This is a genomic window from Calditrichota bacterium (assembly GCA_013151735.1).
Lineage (GTDB): Bacteria > Zhuqueibacterota > JdFR-76 > JdFR-76 > BMS3Abin05 > BMS3Abin05.
On sequence record JAADHR010000133.1, the window covers coordinates 1 to 15,973 of the forward strand.

At 49.0% G+C, this 15,973-nt stretch carries 18 protein-coding genes; all 18 read right to left on the minus strand.

Annotated elements, in window-relative coordinates; translation table 11 throughout:
- Positions 1–346 (minus strand): alcohol dehydrogenase catalytic domain-containing protein (locus GXO76_09275; GenBank protein ID NOY78044.1); only part of this gene is annotated, 346 nt, incomplete at its 3' end.
- Positions 343–765: a DUF1893 domain-containing protein gene (locus GXO76_09280; GenBank protein ID NOY78045.1), complete on the minus strand. Its 423-nt coding sequence runs from the start codon at positions 763–765 to the stop codon at positions 343–345. The genes GXO76_09275 and GXO76_09280, both read right to left, overlap by 4 nt.
- A 16-nt stretch (positions 766–781) precedes the next feature.
- Entirely contained in the window at positions 782–1,498 is a 717-nt protein-coding gene (locus GXO76_09285; protein ID NOY78046.1) for a type 1 glutamine amidotransferase, read from the minus strand.
- A gap of 165 nt (positions 1,499–1,663) precedes the next feature.
- Entirely contained in the window at positions 1,664–2,830 is a 1,167-nt protein-coding gene (locus GXO76_09290; protein NOY78047.1) for an acyl-CoA dehydrogenase, read from the minus strand.
- 202 nt (positions 2,831–3,032) lie between these two features.
- Complete coding sequence (locus GXO76_09295) at positions 3,033–4,577, minus strand: DASS family sodium-coupled anion symporter (protein ID NOY78048.1); 1,545 nt, start codon at positions 4,575–4,577, stop codon at positions 3,033–3,035.
- A 39-nt stretch (positions 4,578–4,616) separates the two neighbouring features.
- Positions 4,617–5,501 (minus strand): ArsA family ATPase, encoded by an 885-nt coding sequence (locus GXO76_09300; protein NOY78049.1) that lies wholly within the window; start codon positions 5,499–5,501, stop codon positions 4,617–4,619.
- A gap of 47 nt (positions 5,502–5,548) precedes the next feature.
- A complete protein-coding gene (locus tag GXO76_09305) occupies positions 5,549–5,851 on the minus strand; it encodes a hypothetical protein (GenBank protein ID NOY78050.1) in 303 nt (100 codons plus the stop codon).
- Positions 5,848–7,488: a carbon starvation protein A gene (locus GXO76_09310; GenBank protein ID NOY78051.1), complete on the minus strand. Its 1,641-nt coding sequence runs from the start codon at positions 7,486–7,488 to the stop codon at positions 5,848–5,850. Before GXO76_09310 ends, GXO76_09305 begins: the two co-directional genes overlap by 4 nt.
- Before the next feature lie 69 nt (positions 7,489–7,557).
- Entirely contained in the window at positions 7,558–8,055 is a 498-nt protein-coding gene (locus tag GXO76_09315) for a hypothetical protein (GenBank protein ID NOY78052.1), read from the minus strand.
- On the minus strand, positions 8,052–8,636 hold the full coding sequence (locus tag GXO76_09320; GenBank protein ID NOY78053.1) for a LemA family protein: 585 nt from the start codon (positions 8,634–8,636) through the stop codon (positions 8,052–8,054). The genes GXO76_09315 and GXO76_09320 overlap by 4 nt, the downstream gene beginning before the upstream one ends.
- A gap of 15 nt (positions 8,637–8,651) precedes the next feature.
- Positions 8,652–9,377, minus strand: a complete 726-nt coding sequence (locus GXO76_09325; GenBank protein ID NOY78054.1) for a hypothetical protein — start codon at positions 9,375–9,377, stop codon at positions 8,652–8,654.
- A 249-nt stretch (positions 9,378–9,626) separates the two neighbouring features.
- Positions 9,627–10,388, minus strand: coding sequence for a TPM domain-containing protein (locus GXO76_09330; GenBank protein ID NOY78055.1), 762 nt, complete (start codon positions 10,386–10,388; stop codon positions 9,627–9,629).
- A 12-nt stretch (positions 10,389–10,400) separates the two neighbouring features.
- Positions 10,401–11,183 (minus strand): type III pantothenate kinase, encoded by a 783-nt coding sequence (locus tag GXO76_09335; protein ID NOY78056.1) that lies wholly within the window; start codon positions 11,181–11,183, stop codon positions 10,401–10,403.
- A 29-nt stretch (positions 11,184–11,212) separates the two neighbouring features.
- Positions 11,213–11,974: a biotin--[acetyl-CoA-carboxylase] ligase gene (locus GXO76_09340; GenBank protein ID NOY78057.1), complete on the minus strand. Its 762-nt coding sequence runs from the start codon at positions 11,972–11,974 to the stop codon at positions 11,213–11,215.
- A gap of 80 nt (positions 11,975–12,054) precedes the next feature.
- Positions 12,055–12,918 carry a UTP--glucose-1-phosphate uridylyltransferase GalU gene (gene galU / locus GXO76_09345; GenBank protein NOY78058.1) on the minus strand — a complete coding sequence of 288 codons (864 nt, stop codon included), beginning with the start codon at positions 12,916–12,918 and terminating at the stop codon, positions 12,055–12,057.
- A gap of 17 nt (positions 12,919–12,935) precedes the next feature.
- Positions 12,936–13,931, minus strand: coding sequence for a GHMP kinase (locus GXO76_09350; protein ID NOY78059.1), 996 nt, complete (start codon positions 13,929–13,931; stop codon positions 12,936–12,938).
- A 76-nt stretch (positions 13,932–14,007) separates the two neighbouring features.
- Positions 14,008–15,666, minus strand: a complete 1,659-nt coding sequence (locus tag GXO76_09355; GenBank protein ID NOY78060.1) for a methylmalonyl-CoA mutase family protein — start codon at positions 15,664–15,666, stop codon at positions 14,008–14,010.
- 163 nt (positions 15,667–15,829) lie between these two features.
- Positions 15,830–15,973, minus strand: a 144-nt coding sequence (locus tag GXO76_09360; GenBank protein NOY78061.1) for a hypothetical protein, incomplete at its 5' end; no start/stop codon positions are given.

The window sequence follows — 15,973 nt, forward strand, 5'->3', positions numbered from 1 at the left end:
ACTTCTCACAAAGCTGGGGGTAACCGCTTTGACACCATTCGCATTCTCCGCAAGAAATCAGGGGCGACACCGCCACATGATCCCCTACGGATACAGACGTAACGCCTTCACCAATCGCATCCACAATTCCGCTCATCTCGTGCCCCAGGGTTTGGGGACTCATGGTTTTAAGCAATGGGTGGGGCTCCGTGGGAATAAAAATGGGCCCCTCCACAAATTCGTGAATATCCGAGCCACAGACCCCCGCCCAGGCAATTTTGACCCGCACATATCCCGGCCTCACAGGAGGAACGGGCAGGTTTTCAATACGAATATCCCGTCGTCTGAACCACCGTGCCGCTTTCATTTGACAAAACCCCTTTCCCGCAGAATCTGCATCCCTTCTTCGGGGGTTTCTGCCAAACTCAGGCTCTTTTCAATCGGACAGGGACCGTCACCCCGCATATTCAGAATGACCGGGACCCGCGTTTGATACTCATAATGAATTTCATGAGATTGTAAAAATTTTACTGCACCTTCACTCATAAGTAATGCAAAAACAGCCTTAATTCCATGAAAAGCCGACAAAATGGCTACCGCCCGCCCGACAACCTTATCCGCCAGCGAAGCACCTTTTACCTCTTCAGAATGTTCTTTCAAAAATTTTGCCAGGGGTTGAACGGACGGACCTGTTTCTTTTGCCAATACCTGTCCATCCTTTACCACAACAAAAGATAATCCTCCTTTTCTCAGAATCTCTCCGGCCATTTCCAAATCCGTATTCATTTTGATGGTATCCTCTCTATTCGCTTTTGAAAAGGATAGTTTCAATATTGGCCCAAAGCTTTTCCGAAAGCCGCTCCAATTCGGGTAAATACGCGGCCGTATCGTTTAAAATAGCTTTCTCATTTCCTGCCTCGTTGTCACTCCGGGACGCACTTTCTCTTAACCAAAATTTAATGAGTTTTTCCGTCGCTTCCACATGAAATTGAACGGCAAGCGTCTTGCTTCCAAAGCGAAATGCCTGATGAGGGTACATTTCGGATGATGCCAATAGCGTGGCACCGATGGGCAGATCAAACGTATCGCCATGCCAATGCACGGGAATAAAACGTGAGGGGAACCCTCCAAAAAGCGGATCCGCCTGCCCCTCTTTGGTTAGTGTTACGGGTTTCCATCCGATTTCCGGGCCGGCGTAGCCCCTGTACACCCCGGCGCCCAAAACCCGCGCAATCAGCTGGCTGCCCAAACAAATACCGACCAGGGGTTTTTCGGCTTTGACAACCGTTTCCAGCCATCTTAGTTCATCGGCTAAAAATGGGTAAGACTCCTGTTCGTAAACCCCCATAAATCCACCCAGAACGATTACGCCGGAATAGGCTTCCAGCCGTCCCGGCAGCATTTCGCCCCTGTAGACGTCCCTGTAGGTAAAGGGAATTCCTTCACGAATAAATAGGCCTTCCCAGCTCCCCAGGGTTTCTTCCAAGTGATGCCGTACAACTAAAATAGGTAAATCCATAGTTACACCTTTTTAATTTTTGGAAATACAAACGTTGACCCTTTTTGCCCGCAGGTCACATCAATATCTTAATCGCCGCATTCCCCACTGAATACCCCCCCATAAAAATATCCCCCTTGTTGGAGGAGACTTCCTGCTACCAAAATTGGATGCAAAAAATAAAAATCACACAAAAGCCGAAAGCCCCGTAATCTGCTCTCCCACAATGAGTGTGTGGATATCGTGCGTCCCTTCGTAGGTTTTCACCGATTCCAGATTTGCCGCGTGCCGCATCGCCTGGTACTCTCCCACAATTCCGTTGGCTCCCAAAATATCGCGAGCCAGCCGTGCAATTTCCAGAGCCCAGTACACATTGTTCTGCTTTGCCATCGACACCTGATAAAATTTGGCCTGCCCATTGTCTTTAAGTCGTCCGAGTTGAAGCGTCATAAATTGCATTTTTGTGATTTCCGTCAGCATCTTAACCAGTTTTTCCTGCTGAATTTGGAAACCGGCAATGGGGCGGTCGAATTGAACCCGGTTTTTCGCATACTGAAGCGCTTCATCGTAGCAGGCCATGGCCGATCCGATGGCTCCCCAGGCAATGGAGTACCGGGCCTGCGTCAGACACATCAGCGGGTATTTCAGGCCTTCGGCTTCCGGAAGACGGTTCCGTTTGGGAATGCGGCACTCGTCAAAAATCAGCTCAGAGGTTACCGAGGCCCGGAGCGAAAGTTTGTGTTTAATAAGCGTGGTTTCAAAACCGGGCGTTCCCTTTTCAACCAAAAACCCGGCCACCTTTCCATTCAATTTGGCCCACACCACGGCCACATCGGCGATGCTGCCGTTGGTAATCCACATTTTTGTCCCGTTGAGGACATACGAATCGCCGTCATCCACGGCTGTGGTGCGCATGCCCCCCGGATTGGATCCGAAATCCGGTTCGGTTAGTCCGTAGCAGCCAATCAGTTCACCCTTTGCCAGTTTCGGTAGATAGCGTTTGCGCTGATCGTCACTGCCAAAAGAAAAAATCGGGTACATGACCAGGGCCCCCTGAACCGAAGCAAAGCTGCGAATACCGCTGTCTCCCCGTTCCAATTCCTGCATGGCCAGTCCGTAGGCCACATTATTCAATCCGGCTGCTCCGTAGCCGTGTAAATTGGCTCCCAACAGCCCCAGCTCCCCCATTTCGGGAATCAGATGCATCGGAAAACGTGCCTGCTCGTAGTAATCTTCAATGATGGGAAGAACCCGTTCATCTACCCAGCTGCGTACCGTTTGCCGCACCAACTGTTCTTCTTCACTTAAAAGCGCATCAAAACCCAGAAAATCGACCGATTGGAACTTTGCCATTTTATATCCATTTTTTTAGAATTGATTCGATTATTATTTTAAGAAACTTTTCCCTTTAAATCAAATTTTCTTTTTCGCGTGCTGCTTTTCTTTCAGCAGCCATCTTTCCCGGATTTTCTTCAGATTTCGCCGGACGCCTTTTTTCCGTCGTGAACGGAGATCGTGGGACAGATTTTTAAAGGGTTTCCGTGCCATCTTTTCCTTAGTGTGCCCAGGCCGGCAGCTGTTGCAATACAATGCCAAAAATCGGAATGGCCAGTGCGTAAATCACAATCGTTGTAACAATCACACCCAAAATATCCAGAATAACGCCAACCTTAAACATTTGAGGCACCGTAAGATACCCCGATCCAAAAACAATGGCATTGGGCGGGGTGGCCACCGGCAGCATAAATGCCAGAGATGCGGCAATCGTCGCCGTAATCATCAAGAGAAAGGGATGCTCCCCCATTCCAATGGAGGTTGCTGCCATAATCGGCATAAAAATAGTGGCAATGGCTGTATTAGAGGTAATTTCCGTCAACATGGCAATCATAAGTGCCGTGAGAAAAACCATCAGGGGCAAGGGAACGGCCTTTAAAATGGCCAGCGAATGGCCAATCCACTCGGCCAAACCGGTAACCTGGAATCCCTGCGCCAGGGCAATTCCCCCGCCAAAGAGAATTAAAATTCCCCAGGGGACTCCTCTGGCCTGCTCCCAATCCAGGAGAAAAATTCCCTTTTTAAAATTCACGGGTGTGAGGAACAGAAAAATGCTCACAAAAATGGCCACCGTTGAATCGTGAACATATTTGGCAATTCCAAGCAGATCGGACCAGCCGGGGATGGTGACGAATCCGGCGTGAATGTTTTTTCTAAAAATCCAGCCAAGCGCCATAACCAGAAACCAAAAAAGTGTGTACTTTTCTGCTTTTGAAAGGGGGCCGATTTCTTTCAATTCTTTCGCCACAATTTCCTTTCCACCCGGTAAATCTTTTTGGCGAATCGGTAAAGCAACTTTCACCAGGTAAACCCAGGCCATGGGCAAAAATACCACGACCAGCGGGAATCCAACCAAAAACCATTGAAAAAAATCAATTTCCGGGGCGCCGGGAAACAGCTTTTTTACAGCCGCCGCAAAAACGATATTCGGGGGCGTGCCGATAATGGTGCCGATTCCTCCAATGCTTGCGGCGTAGGCAATTCCCAGCAGCATGGCCACATTAAAATGATCGTCTTTTGTGATGATTTCACCGGCTTTTCGGCGGAGGGTTTCCGTGTGATAAATGATGGCCATGGCAATGGGCAGCATCATCATTGTGGTCGCTGTGTTTGAAATCCACATGGATAAAAAGGCCGTGGCAACCATAAATCCCAGAATAATTTTACGGGGACTGGTTCCCAGAAAATGAATAATGTTAAGAGCGATGCGCCGGTGCAGCTTCCACTTTTCCATGGTCATGGCCATGAGAAAACCGCCCAGAAACAGGAAAATATTCTTATCCCCGTAAGCGGCGGCCACCGTTTTGGCATTTGAAATCTTCAGCAGCGGAAACAGCGCCAGGGGTAACAGGGCTGTGGCCGGAATGGGGATGGCCTCGGTAAGCCACCAGATCACCATTACGGATGCAACTGCCGCGGTTTTCCACGCCGCTACACTCATTCCGTGGGGAACAGGCAAAAACAACATGATTAAAAAAACAGGAATACCTAACCAAAAACCCAATTTTTGCCGAAATTCGTAAACGTCCGACTCTCTCTTTTCCATGATCACCTCTTCAGTTTTTTTCGGCTCCCCAACGGGGGGTCAATGAAATAATTGCTCAAGAAAGGGCAGCAACTGCCCTAACCGATCCAAACCTTTCACTTCATCCCCCAAAAAGGGAATCTGCACCTGTGGAATGCGATTGTATTTATGTTGAATGGTTTCAAGGATTCTTTTTTGAGAGGCGAGATAACCTCTGTAGGGAAAGGCATCATCCACGACCCGATTGACGACCAGGCCGCCTACCGGAACATTGAAACGATGCAAAAAGCGAATGGTACGTGCGGTTTCTTCAAAGGCGAGGGTTTCTGGATTGAGAACAAGTACAAACTTTGTTTCTTCCGAGGTTAACAACCGGCCGATTTTTTCAAACTGAGATTTCATTTGATAAAGTGTTTCAATAACGGGGTCTTTTTCACGGGTCAGCATATCCCGCAATTTCAAAATGCCCTTTCTGGATTGAATTAAAAACTGAATCCAATTGTTCAAATAGTCCGGCATAAAAATCAAGCGCAGCGTAGCGCCGGTGGGTGCGGTGTCGAACACAATCGTTTCGTAATCATTTCGTAAAAGATGTTTGGCAAATTCATCAAAAATAGCGGATTCGTACGCTCCCGGATTGTGTTCAATGGATTCCAGATAGGCTTCCAGATTCAGATGAAACTCCTGAAGCGTCCGGCCAAATTGTTGAACAATCTTTTCCTTGTATGCGTGTATGGCCGATTCCGGATCGATTTCCAATGCAAAAAGATTGGGCCTGATTTCTGTTTCGGTGCCCCCAACGGACATTTCAAAAATATCCGAAAGGGAATGCGCCGGATCCGTAGAAACCAGAAGTGTTTTCCCCCGCCCGGCCCAGTAAAGTGCGGCCGTTGCAGCCGTGGTGGTTTTTCCGACCCCACCCTTTCCGCCAAAAAGAAATTTCACGTTTGCTTGATTCCCAATAAGAGCCGTCTGCCTGACATGTGATCCGTTTAAAACTCGCGGGCGAATTCCGCCATGCGATCGTAAATGGTTTCCTTTCCGCGCGCCATCCGCCGCTGCCAGTACGGGAGTTCTTTCAAGAAAAACGGCAGCAACCTGAATGTGAGATAACTTGGCACGGGCAGTCCAATTAAATCTCCAAAACAAATCATCATAAAAAAATCCATTCGGCGCGCCATTTCCTTTTCAATGTGATGTTTCAGAGTCAATTCAAAACTCCCGTACAGAAACAGGCGCACCGTGCGGATGATCCTGATCAGCAGTTTTTTTGCTTTTTCAAAAGACCCTTTCATCTGGGCGAGCCTGCTTCCCCGGTGGCCGCCTTATGCCCCTTTTGCATGCTGGTGTAGGCTTGAATCGCCAGAACAACCGCAATAATAAACAACAAAACAGCCATCGCCATTAGAAGAAAATCGTGACTGAGCATGTTTTTTACAATCAAATTGATCAGGGCGGTCAGTGTAACGGCAAACATAAAGTACATGGGGTAGCGTGTAAACGCATTCTTGGTTCCCAACTGAGCCAGCCAAACCGAAACGGCCAGCAAAGCCAGAGCCGCCAAAAGCTGGTTTGCCGATCCGAAAATCGGCCAGATGGCCTTCCACTGTCCGCTAAGGGCCAGAGCACCGCCAAAGAAGACACTCACCGTTGTTCCGATAAACCGATTTTTGGCCAGAACGGATTGTTTCACCTCCCCCGTCTTTTCAAAGAATTCCTGAAAGGCGTAGCGCGAAAGGCGAGTGGCGGTGTCCAGAGAGGTTAAGGCAAAGGCCGAAACGGCCAATGCGGCAAATGTTTTTCCCACGTGCACGGGGATTCCCAGTGCGGTCATAAAATTGCCTACGCTAACCGAGAAAAGCGCGATGGGTCCGCCGCCGGATTTGGTCAGAAAAGCCGCGTAATCAGACTTTAACAAAACCGCCGCTGCGGTAAGTGAAACCACGGCCAGAAGCCCCTCCGTCAACATCCCTCCGTACCCGATGATTCGGGCATCGGATTCCCGGTCCAGCTGTTTGGCTGTGGTTCCCGAACCCACCAGCGAATGAAAACCGGAAATCGCCCCGCAGGCAACGGTCACAAAGAGAATGGGAAACAGGTACCCCAAATCCGTGTGGAACTGAGAATAGGCTACCAGTTGTACCTTCGGATTCCCGATAAAAATACCCAGAACGGCCCCCAGAATAAGGGCGTACAGCAGAAATGAATTCAAGTAGTCCCGCGGCTGCAGGAGGATCCACACGGGGGTAACCGAAGCAACAAAGATGTACGCAAGCAAAATGTAGATCCACACCGTTGTGGAAAGCTGGATGGGAAAAACCAATCCGATGTACACGCAGGAGAATAAAAGAATCACACCGATCAGGGTTGCAATTCCCACATGCAGGTGGTAACGGTACACAGCCGCACCAAAAAAGAGCGCCAACACCAGAAATAGCACGGAGGCCGTTGCCGCCGCCGGTACCGACACAAATGTTTTTGCCACAACAATGGTGAAGACAGCCACTACCAGCACCAGCGTGGCCCAGGCAAAAATGAGAAACAGTTTCTTTCCGCTTTCCCCCACATGTTCTTCAATAATTTCACCGATCGATTTGCCCTGGTGCCGGATGGAGGCCACAATGGCGGATGTGTCGTGTACGCCGCCAATGAAAATGGAGCCCAGCAAAATCCACAAATAGACCGGAATCCAGCCAAAAACCGCTGCTGTAATCGGCCCGATTATTGGAGCGGCCCCTGCAATAGATGCAAAATGGTGTCCGAAAAGAATGGGAACTTTTGCCGGAACGTAGTCCACACCATCCGTCATGGTATGTGCCGGTGTGGGTCGCTCAGGATCGATTCCCAGGCGTTTGGCTACAAAACGGCCGTAAAATGTGTAGGCAAAACCAAACAGAACCAGTGCCAATATCATCAAATACGCCGAACCCATGGTTTACCTCCCTCATCAAATCACGCGCTAAAAATCATTTCCTTTTTGGATAGAGACAATGAATCCATTTTATTTGATCAGATTTTCCACATGCTTCAGCGATTTTCGAACAACGACCTGATTTGCGTCGGGGACTACCAATGCCGTCTGCAAAATCAGCCATCCTTTTATCCCCAAAAGAAAATTTTTCCGTTTTCGAAAAGTTCTGATTTCCCGGATAAGCTGCTCCTCTGGCAGCTGCCCGGTCAGGATAATTCCGTAAACGAGCGTTTCCATCTGGTGAAATCCGGGAGTTACCCGTTCCAGAGCGGCCTGGAGAAGGGCTTCCTTGAATGCTCCCCATTCCCTGTCCGATAGTTTCCCCGGAATGATTTTGTACAGGTGAATTTCAGACACGCGGTAATCGTCAATAACCCAGTGTTTTTGAAGAAAGAACCGCTGTGTATCTCTGTGCGATACCGCCACCAAATCCCAGAAATAGTTACCCACCCTTTTTTTCTCTTCACAATCGAAGTAGGCCGTTAGCCGGGATTTGATTTTTTGAAGATGATTTTCCAGCCGGGTCATTGATTCTTGAAATTGACCTTTGGCGCTTGCTGGGCCGCCTTCACCGTTTTAAACTGTTCTTTTTCACGGAATCCCAACATACCTGCAATAAGATTGGTTGGGAATTTCCGCACGGTCTGATTATACACCTGAACAGCCTGAATGTACCGCCGTCTGGCCACTGCAATGCGATTCTCCGTACCCGCCAATTCATCCTGAAGCCGAATAAAATTCTCGTTGGCTTTTAAATTGGGGTAATTTTCAACCACGACCATCAAGCGGGCCAGAGCTGAATTCAATTGGTCATTGGCCTGCAATTTTTCGCCAAGCGTAGACGCCGAGCCCATTCGGGAACGTGCTTCCGTAATTTTTACCAGAACATCCTTTTCGTGAGCGGCGTATCCTTTCACGGTCTCCACGTAGTTTGGGATTAAGTCGTAGCGGCGCTGTAATTGATTTTCGATTTCCGACTGGGCGCTTTTCACCTGTTCATCCAACTGAACCAATGTATTGTACGTGTTTTTAAATTGAACATAAATAATTAGCAGCAAAATGATGATGACACCCAAAACCCAAATCCAGGTTTTTGACTTCTTTGCCATTCTTCCTCCTTAGATTTACAGTTGATCAACCCGTTTAGACAATTTCCGAATTTCTTCGATAAAGGCCTGTGTAAGGTCAAATAGTTTGTTTTTTTTCAATTTGAGTTTTTCGTAACGCAAATCCAGAATTTTTTCAAAGACCTCCCGGTTCAAATCAAACACCTTTGCGGTATTTAAAAAAATATCTCGTCTTGAATTCTGCGTGGATTCATTTTTCAAAAATAAAAGGGCATTAAAAATGGTCAGAAAACTGGGTACGGAATGGACCAGGAGCATGCGCAAGCGCTCGGTTCGTCCTTCAGAATTCAAAAAATTCTGCCGCAAATGCAGGAGTTTGCCTTTTACTTCCCGCTCGCACTGGAGGCGTAAATCGGAGCGTCTGATTTCCAGTCCCCGCAGCAAATCTTCGCCGTAAACAATTTGGTGGAATTTTTTCATATCCCAGAATTCCAGGGGAAAGCTGTCGAGAGAGCTTTTGATGTATTCTGGCGTCAAGAACAGAGGGGTGGCCACCGCCCGTTTTCGCCATTTTTTAAGCAGATCAAAGGTACGGTCGATCGATTTTATGCCGGCCTCCGTCAAAATCACCAAAAAATTGATATCCGATTTCTTTGGGACATAATCGCCTCTGGCCGCACTGCCATAAAGAATAATTGAAATCAAATCCGTCTCGTAAATGGATTTCATATCATCTGAAAATTCACCAAAAATTTCCGACGGAATTTTTGGAATCTTTGCCATAAACCCTCCAGATTGTTTTTGGACAGGATAAACAGGATGCCATTTTTATCCGGTAAATCCCGTCAAAAGAATGATTGTCTATTCCAAAAGCCCATACATTTTTTATTCGCGCATTCGTGGCTATTCCTGCTTGTATGGCCAATAGGGATTAACCCACGAATTTCTCGAATTTTCACCAATTGATTGTATTGAATACAAATGAGTGCCATCCGTGTAAATCCTGTCGAAAGAACAAGCGGTCCGGCCAACTCAATATCCTCCGCCGGCGCCTCCGCCGCCGGAAGCTCCTCCGCCGAAGCCCCCGCCTCCGCCGCCAAATCCACCCCCGCCCCAGAACCAGGGCCCCCAGAATCCGGAGCGCTTTTTCTTCGATTTTCTGCCAAAAATAGGCACAATAATGAAAAACAGCCAGAAGAGAAGCCAAAAAAGCGACCGGTATTTATCCCTTTTTTTGCGCGAGGTCAGCGGCCGTTGTACGGGCATCTGAACACTTCCGGTAATCTGAACCCCGGCATTCTTGGCAATAACACCGGCAATGGCCCGAACCCCGTTCAAATAGGCTTCCCCCCGGCGGCCCTGCTTCAGGTAGGGAACAATATAGCGGTCACGGATTTCACCCACCAGCCCATCGGGAAGAATCCCTTCCAGTCCATATCCGACCTCTATCCACACGTAGCGTTCTTTGATGGCATCCAGCAGCAGCACGCCGTTGTCCTTTCCCTTCTGCCCGATTCCCCATTTTTCAAACAGGAGGTTGGCATATTCGGTTGGCGTGTAATCGGGACCAACAGAATCAACCGTAACAACGGCAATTTCCGCTCCCGTTTTTTCCTTGACTTCCAGACAAATCCGGGTAATTTTGGCCCGATAGTCAGGCGGAATCACATTTGCAAAGTCATTGACGTAACCGACGGGTTTGGGGAAGGTTTCCTTTCCCAGAAGAATTGCCGGCAGGAATAGGACCAGTATGATCGTAATGAATCGTGTTTTTAAACTGCGTGTTTGTTTCATAAATTATCCTTTTCAGGCAGATATATTTTCATAGATCAGCCGCATGCCGTCCAGAGTTAAAAAGGGTTCCACTTTTTCGATGGTTTTCGAGCGGTTTAGAATAACACCGGCCAATCCCCCCGTGCCCACAACATGAACCTTCTTGTCGGTGTTCAATTCATCGATGATGGTTTTTACAATGCCATCCACCTGCTGCACGGCACCAAACATAATTCCGGCCTGAATGCTTTCCTTTGTGTTGCGTCCGATAATCCTCTCCGGAAATTCAAACTGAACCGGAAATAATTTTGCCGCCCGCCGGAACAAATCGATGGCCGAGGTTTCAATACCGGGGGCAATGGCTCCGCCCAGATATTCCCCGTTTTCGGTGATCACATCGAACGTGGTGGCCGTTCCCAGATCGACAATAATCAGCGGGCCGCCGTAAGAATGAAAACCGGCTACCGCATCGCAAATTCGATCGGCCCCTACGGCACGGGGATTTTGGTAGGCAATCTGAATGGGCAATTCCAGAGCCGAACTGACAACCAGGGGCTCGATCCCCATGTAATTTCGGGTCATCTGGGCAAATACCGGGGTTAAATTGGGAACGACTGACGAAATAACCACGCCGGCAATTTCATCCGCCCGGAAATGAGACGATTCGCAAAAAAGCCGGAGCATCATCCAGGACTCATCCTCGGTTCGATTCACGCTGCTGGTCAGGCGCCAGTGGGCCACCAATTTCCTCTCCCGGAAAAAGCCCAACACCGTGTGTGTGTTCCCAATGTCAATGGTCAGGAGAAGGTCTTTCATTGTCTGTTCCGATTTGTTTTGTGCAGCCATTACCACCACTCGTTTAAAAGGAGATCGCCCGCAAAAAAGGAACGTTCCCTGTCTCCGATCTGCAATACCAATCCTCCCCTTGAATTGATCCCCAGGGCTGTTCCCTCGTAAACCCGATTCCCCTGAGCCAAGCGGACCGTCTCACCCCAATAGCGGCCTGCTTTAAAAAAAGACTGCCGAATGTATTTTTCATTTCCCTGTTTGTAATGTGAATAAAAAACAGCCAGTTGATTTAATATTTCCCCAAATAAATCTTCATCATCCACCCGTTTGCCGCATGCCAGTTGAAGAGAGGTGGCGTGATTCCCATAGGCTTCTGAAAAATCTTCTGCTGTTTGATGCGTGTTGATGCCAATCCCCACCACAAGAAAAGTGCCGGGCACGGGTCTTCCCCGTTGTTCCAACAAAATACCCGCGACTTTTTTCCGGTGGATCAACACATCGTTGGGCCACTTGACTTCCGGATCACACCCCTCTATTTTTTTCAAAGCACGGGCCACTGCAAGGGCGGCCGAAAACGGAAGAAGATAATTCTTATCCGCACGAAGCACTTGTTTCAGCAAAACCGAAAACCACAATCCCTTTTCCCGGGGCGATTCCCACCGCCGTCCCAGGCGCCCCCGGCCCTGCGTCTGCATTTTTGCCCGAACAACCAACCCCTCTTTTTTTTTGTCTGAAGGCAAATTCAGAAGAAACGTGTTGGTTGAATCGACGCTTTCCAGCAGAATAAGCTGCCACGGAATGTTTTGCTCCGTACACAACCTATTCCTGCTCCTTGTTTTTGGCCTGCAGAGGAAATAGAATTGATAATAAAATAAGGATTTTACTTGTCATTTGCAATCTATTTTCCCAGGCGATCCTTTAAAAATTCGCGAAATGGCCGGGAAAATTCCTTCCGTTTTAAAGCAAAATCGACAATAGTTTTCAAATAGTCCAATTTGTTGCCGATGTCGTAGCGCGTGCCTTCAATGGTGTAGGAAATAATTTTTCCCCGCTGCAACAAAATTCTCAAAGCATCCGTCAATTGAATTTCATTCCCCTTGCCCCGGGGCGTTTTTTCAATGGCCTGAAATATTTCGGGCGTTAAGATATACCGCCCCGCAATGGCCAGATTGGAGGGACTTTCTTCCGCGGACGGCTTTTCCACCAGATCGGTCACCTCCCAGATGCGGTCACTGATGGGCTTTCCGCCGATAATTCCATAGCGCGAAACCTTGTCCCTGGGCACGACTTCCACCGCTATAACCGTACATTGAAATTGTTCGTAAATGTCAATTAATTGCTGGGTAACGGGAATAACGGAATCGATAATGGTATCGCCCAGTAAAACCGCAAAGGGCTCGTTTCCGGTGTGAAGCCGGGCCTGATAAATGGCGTGTCCCAGCCCGTTTAATTCCTTCTGACGAATAAAATGAATGTGGGTCATGTCCGAAATCCGGCGAATTTCATTGTAAAGCTCTTTGTCCTTCTTGGTTTTCAGACGCGATTCCAACTCGAAATTCCGATCGAAATGATCCTCAATGGCGCGTTTTCCCTTTCCGGAAACAATCAGCACGTCATCGATTCCGGAATCCGTGGTCTCCTGCACCACATACTGAATGGTTGGGGTGTCAATAATCGGAAGCATTTCCTTGGGCTGTGCTTTGGTCGCCGGAAGAAATCGCGTTCCCAAACCGGCGGCCGGAATAACGGCTTTACGAATCATAAACTTTTCCTCACACGTTAAACAATGTACGGTTTAATCACACGAGCATTCAATTTTTTTAATTCGATAATCAATCGGGTAAGCATGGCGTCGTCCGTGTACGTTCCGATAATGGATCCGCCGGAACCTGCAAACTTGGCGGTGGCTCCGCACCGACGGGCCACCCGCACCATCTCCAGGTTGCTTTCACTGATACCCATGATTTTTTCCCGAAGATCAAAATTTCGGTTAATGGCCTCATTCACCGTTTCCAGATCCCCTTCCAGAAGCGCTTTTTTCCCGATTTCTGCCAATTCGGCAATCTCTGCCAGGGTTTCCACTACCAGGTGTTCCCCCTTTTCATAGCGTTCGCGAATGGTATTGAGAACGGTGCCCGAAACCTTTCCCAGACTCACCTTGTAAGCCAGGTAAAGATTGGGCAAAAGCGCGGGGTCTATCGGCTCGTAGATTCCGTGGCCCTTGCTTGCCATCATTTCACGATTAAAATCCATGTACACACATCCCTCGTAAACCTGAATCACCCGATCCTGAAGACCCGCATTGATATTCAGCTCCTCCTTTTCAGCCTTTAAGATAAGCGATGGAAGAATCTCCCTGGGAATCTCCACTTCATAAAATCGCATCAGGGCTTTCATGGCCGCCGTAACAATGGCACTGGACCCCGCCAAACCTACCTGCCGGGGAATTGAGGATCGGTAGCGAACGGTAAAATTCTTGTTTTGAAGGCGGATGTGATGGGATTCGCAGTAGCCGTGGAATGTCGTAATGGCCGCCTTGATCAATCGATCCCCTCCGTAATAGCCGGTTAAACGAACCCGTTCAACCAGGTCGTAAATATTTCGGAAGACATTTTGATCGTCATCCTGAGGTTCGATTTTCAGCTCCGGGGTTTCGTAAAGCGACACATGAGCACCAAAATTTCGAACGCTGATGGAAATGGTTTTTCCAAAGTAACCGTCCGACGGATTTCCTAACAAACCCGCCCGGGCATACGCACGCGATTCAATAATCATAGATTGGTTCAGTCTCCCTTTTTTGAAAATATTCCTTGTGCCTTCGTGACTTGGTGGCATCAGTGGTTTTATTCCCTCAAAAAACCGTGGGGGCCCGGTACTCGCCAAACACCTCACGCAGGGCGTCTGAAATTTCCCCGACGGTGGCATACGCTTCCACCGCATTTAAAATAAAGGGCATCAGATTTTCATTACCGCTGGCAGCCTTTTTCAATTGCTCCAAATTTTCCCGAACCACGCTGTTGTTACGCGATTTACGAAGATGCTGCAATTGTCTGATCTGGACATCCCGAACGGAAGGGTCAACTTTCAGAATTTCGGGGGCGGGCGCATGAGCCGATTGGAATTTATTCACAGCCACTACAATCCGCTCCCCCCGATTCACCGCCTGTTGAAATTTGTACGCGCTGTCAGCAATTTCCCGCTGGAAAAAACCGCTGGAAATGGCCCCGATGGATCCCCCCATGGCATCAATTTTGTTCAAGTAGTCCCACACCCTTTTTTCGATCTCGTCGGTGAGCTCTTCCAGAAAATAGCTCCCGCCTACCGGATCAATGGTATCCGTTACGCCGGACTCGTAGGCGATGATCTGCTGGGTGCGCAGAGCGATGCGGGCCGACTGCTCGGTGGGCAGCGAGAGCGCTTCGTCCATGGAATTGGTGTGCAGGGATTGGGTCCCTCCCAGCACGGCAGCCAGGGCCTGCAGCGTGACCCGCACAATGTTGTTTTCCGGCTCCTGCGCGGTCAGTGCCGAGCCCGCCGTTTGCGTGTGAAAACGCAGCCGGAATGCGGCTTTGTCCGAGGCGTGAAAACGATCCCGCATAATTTTTGTCCAGATGCGACGGGCGGCCCGAAATTTGGCAATCTCCTCAAAAAAGTAATTGTGTGCGTTAAAGAAAAAAGACAGGCGTTTCCCGAATTGATTTACATCCAATCCGGCATCGATGGCGGTTTGCACATACGTCAGGGCGTTGGCAAAGGTAAAGGCAAGCTCCTGCACGGCGGTGGAGCCGGCCTCCCGAATGTGGTACCCGCTGATGGAAATGGGATTCCACCTGGGCAAATGGTCATTGCAATATTCAATGACATTCGCAATGAGGCGCAGAGAGGGCCTGGGCGGATAAATGTAGGTCCCCCGGGCAATGTACTCCTTGAGGATGTCGTTCTGAATGGTACCCGACAATTTTTCCAGTGCGACGCCCTGTTTTTTGGCAACGGCAATCACCATCGCCAGCAAAATGGGGGCGGTGGCATTAATGGTCATGGAGGTGCTGATTTTATCCAGCGGAATACCGTCGAAGAGCCGCTCCATATCCTTCAGGGAATCGATGGCCACGCCCACCTTTCCCACTTCCCCTTCGGCCAGGGGATGATCCGAATCGTACCCGATTTGCGTGGGCAGATCAAAGGCAACCGACAATCCCGTCTGCCCCTGTTCCAGAAGATATTTGTACCGCCGATTGGATTCCTCGGCGGTCGCATAGCCGGAATACTGGCGCATCGTCCAAAAGCGCCCCCGGTACATGGTGGGATAAATGCCGCGCGTAAAGGGAACATCACCGGGAAATCCCAATTGGGCAGCGTAGTCGAAATCTTCCCGCGGCAGACAGACCCGCTCTTCTTCAATTCCCGAGGGGGTTTGGAACAGCTCCAATCGCTCGGCCTGTTTTTTCACAAATGGCCGTAAAATTTTCTCTTCCCACTGTTTCTTAAGCGTATTTACATTCCACGTCATGGCAGGTGCCCAATTTTATTTTGGCAATTGTTCGTGATTTCACTTTAACGCCCACGATCGTTACAAATTTAATTTCAACACCATCATTCGTGAACATTCGCGAATTGGCGGCCAAACACTTTTTGGAGCTCACTTATTTCCGAATTCGCGATCTCCTGAGTCCCTATTCCACATTCCAGAATTCCACCAGTTCTTCCGGCACATCCGCCAAAAAGTCGGCTTCCTGGTCGTCGTAAATGGGCTCATCGGAAAAAGCCGGGGTAAACATCTGACGGCAGATGATTAATTCCCGCCGCGGGCGCGTAAT

What these genes read in the sequence shown, in the direction of transcription:
- GXO76_09310 (NOY78051.1), bottom strand. Translation starts at nt 7,488, where the DNA reads ATGGGTTCGGCGTATTTGATGATATTGGCACTGGTTCTGTTTGGTTTT.
- galU (NOY78058.1), bottom strand. Translation starts at nt 12,918, where the DNA reads ATGATTCGTAAAGCCGTTATTCCGGCCGCCGGTTTGGGAACGCGATTT.
- GXO76_09315 (NOY78052.1), bottom strand. Translation starts at nt 8,055, where the DNA reads ATGACCCGGCTGGAAAATCATCTTCAAAAAATCAAATCCCGGCTAACG.
- GXO76_09350 (NOY78059.1), bottom strand. Translation starts at nt 13,931, where the DNA reads ATGATTATTGAATCGCGTGCGTATGCCCGGGCGGGTTTGTTAGGAAAT.
- GXO76_09305 (NOY78050.1), bottom strand. Translation starts at nt 5,851, where the DNA reads ATGAAAGGGTCTTTTGAAAAAGCAAAAAAACTGCTGATCAGGATCATC.
- GXO76_09290 (NOY78047.1), bottom strand. Translation starts at nt 2,830, where the DNA reads ATGGCAAAGTTCCAATCGGTCGATTTTCTGGGTTTTGATGCGCTTTTA.
- GXO76_09295 (NOY78048.1), bottom strand. Translation starts at nt 4,577, where the DNA reads ATGGAAAAGAGAGAGTCGGACGTTTACGAATTTCGGCAAAAATTGGGT.
- GXO76_09330 (NOY78055.1), bottom strand. Translation starts at nt 10,388, where the DNA reads ATGAAACAAACACGCAGTTTAAAAACACGATTCATTACGATCATACTG.
- GXO76_09325 (NOY78054.1), bottom strand. Translation starts at nt 9,377, where the DNA reads ATGGCAAAGATTCCAAAAATTCCGTCGGAAATTTTTGGTGAATTTTCA.
- GXO76_09335 (NOY78056.1), bottom strand. Translation starts at nt 11,183, where the DNA reads ATGAAAGACCTTCTCCTGACCATTGACATTGGGAACACACACACGGTG.
- GXO76_09280 (NOY78045.1), bottom strand. Translation starts at nt 765, where the DNA reads ATGAATACGGATTTGGAAATGGCCGGAGAGATTCTGAGAAAAGGAGGA.
- GXO76_09320 (NOY78053.1), bottom strand. Translation starts at nt 8,636, where the DNA reads ATGGCAAAGAAGTCAAAAACCTGGATTTGGGTTTTGGGTGTCATCATC.
- GXO76_09355 (NOY78060.1), bottom strand. Translation starts at nt 15,666, where the DNA reads ATGACGTGGAATGTAAATACGCTTAAGAAACAGTGGGAAGAGAAAATT.
- GXO76_09285 (NOY78046.1), bottom strand. Translation starts at nt 1,498, where the DNA reads ATGGATTTACCTATTTTAGTTGTACGGCATCACTTGGAAGAAACCCTG.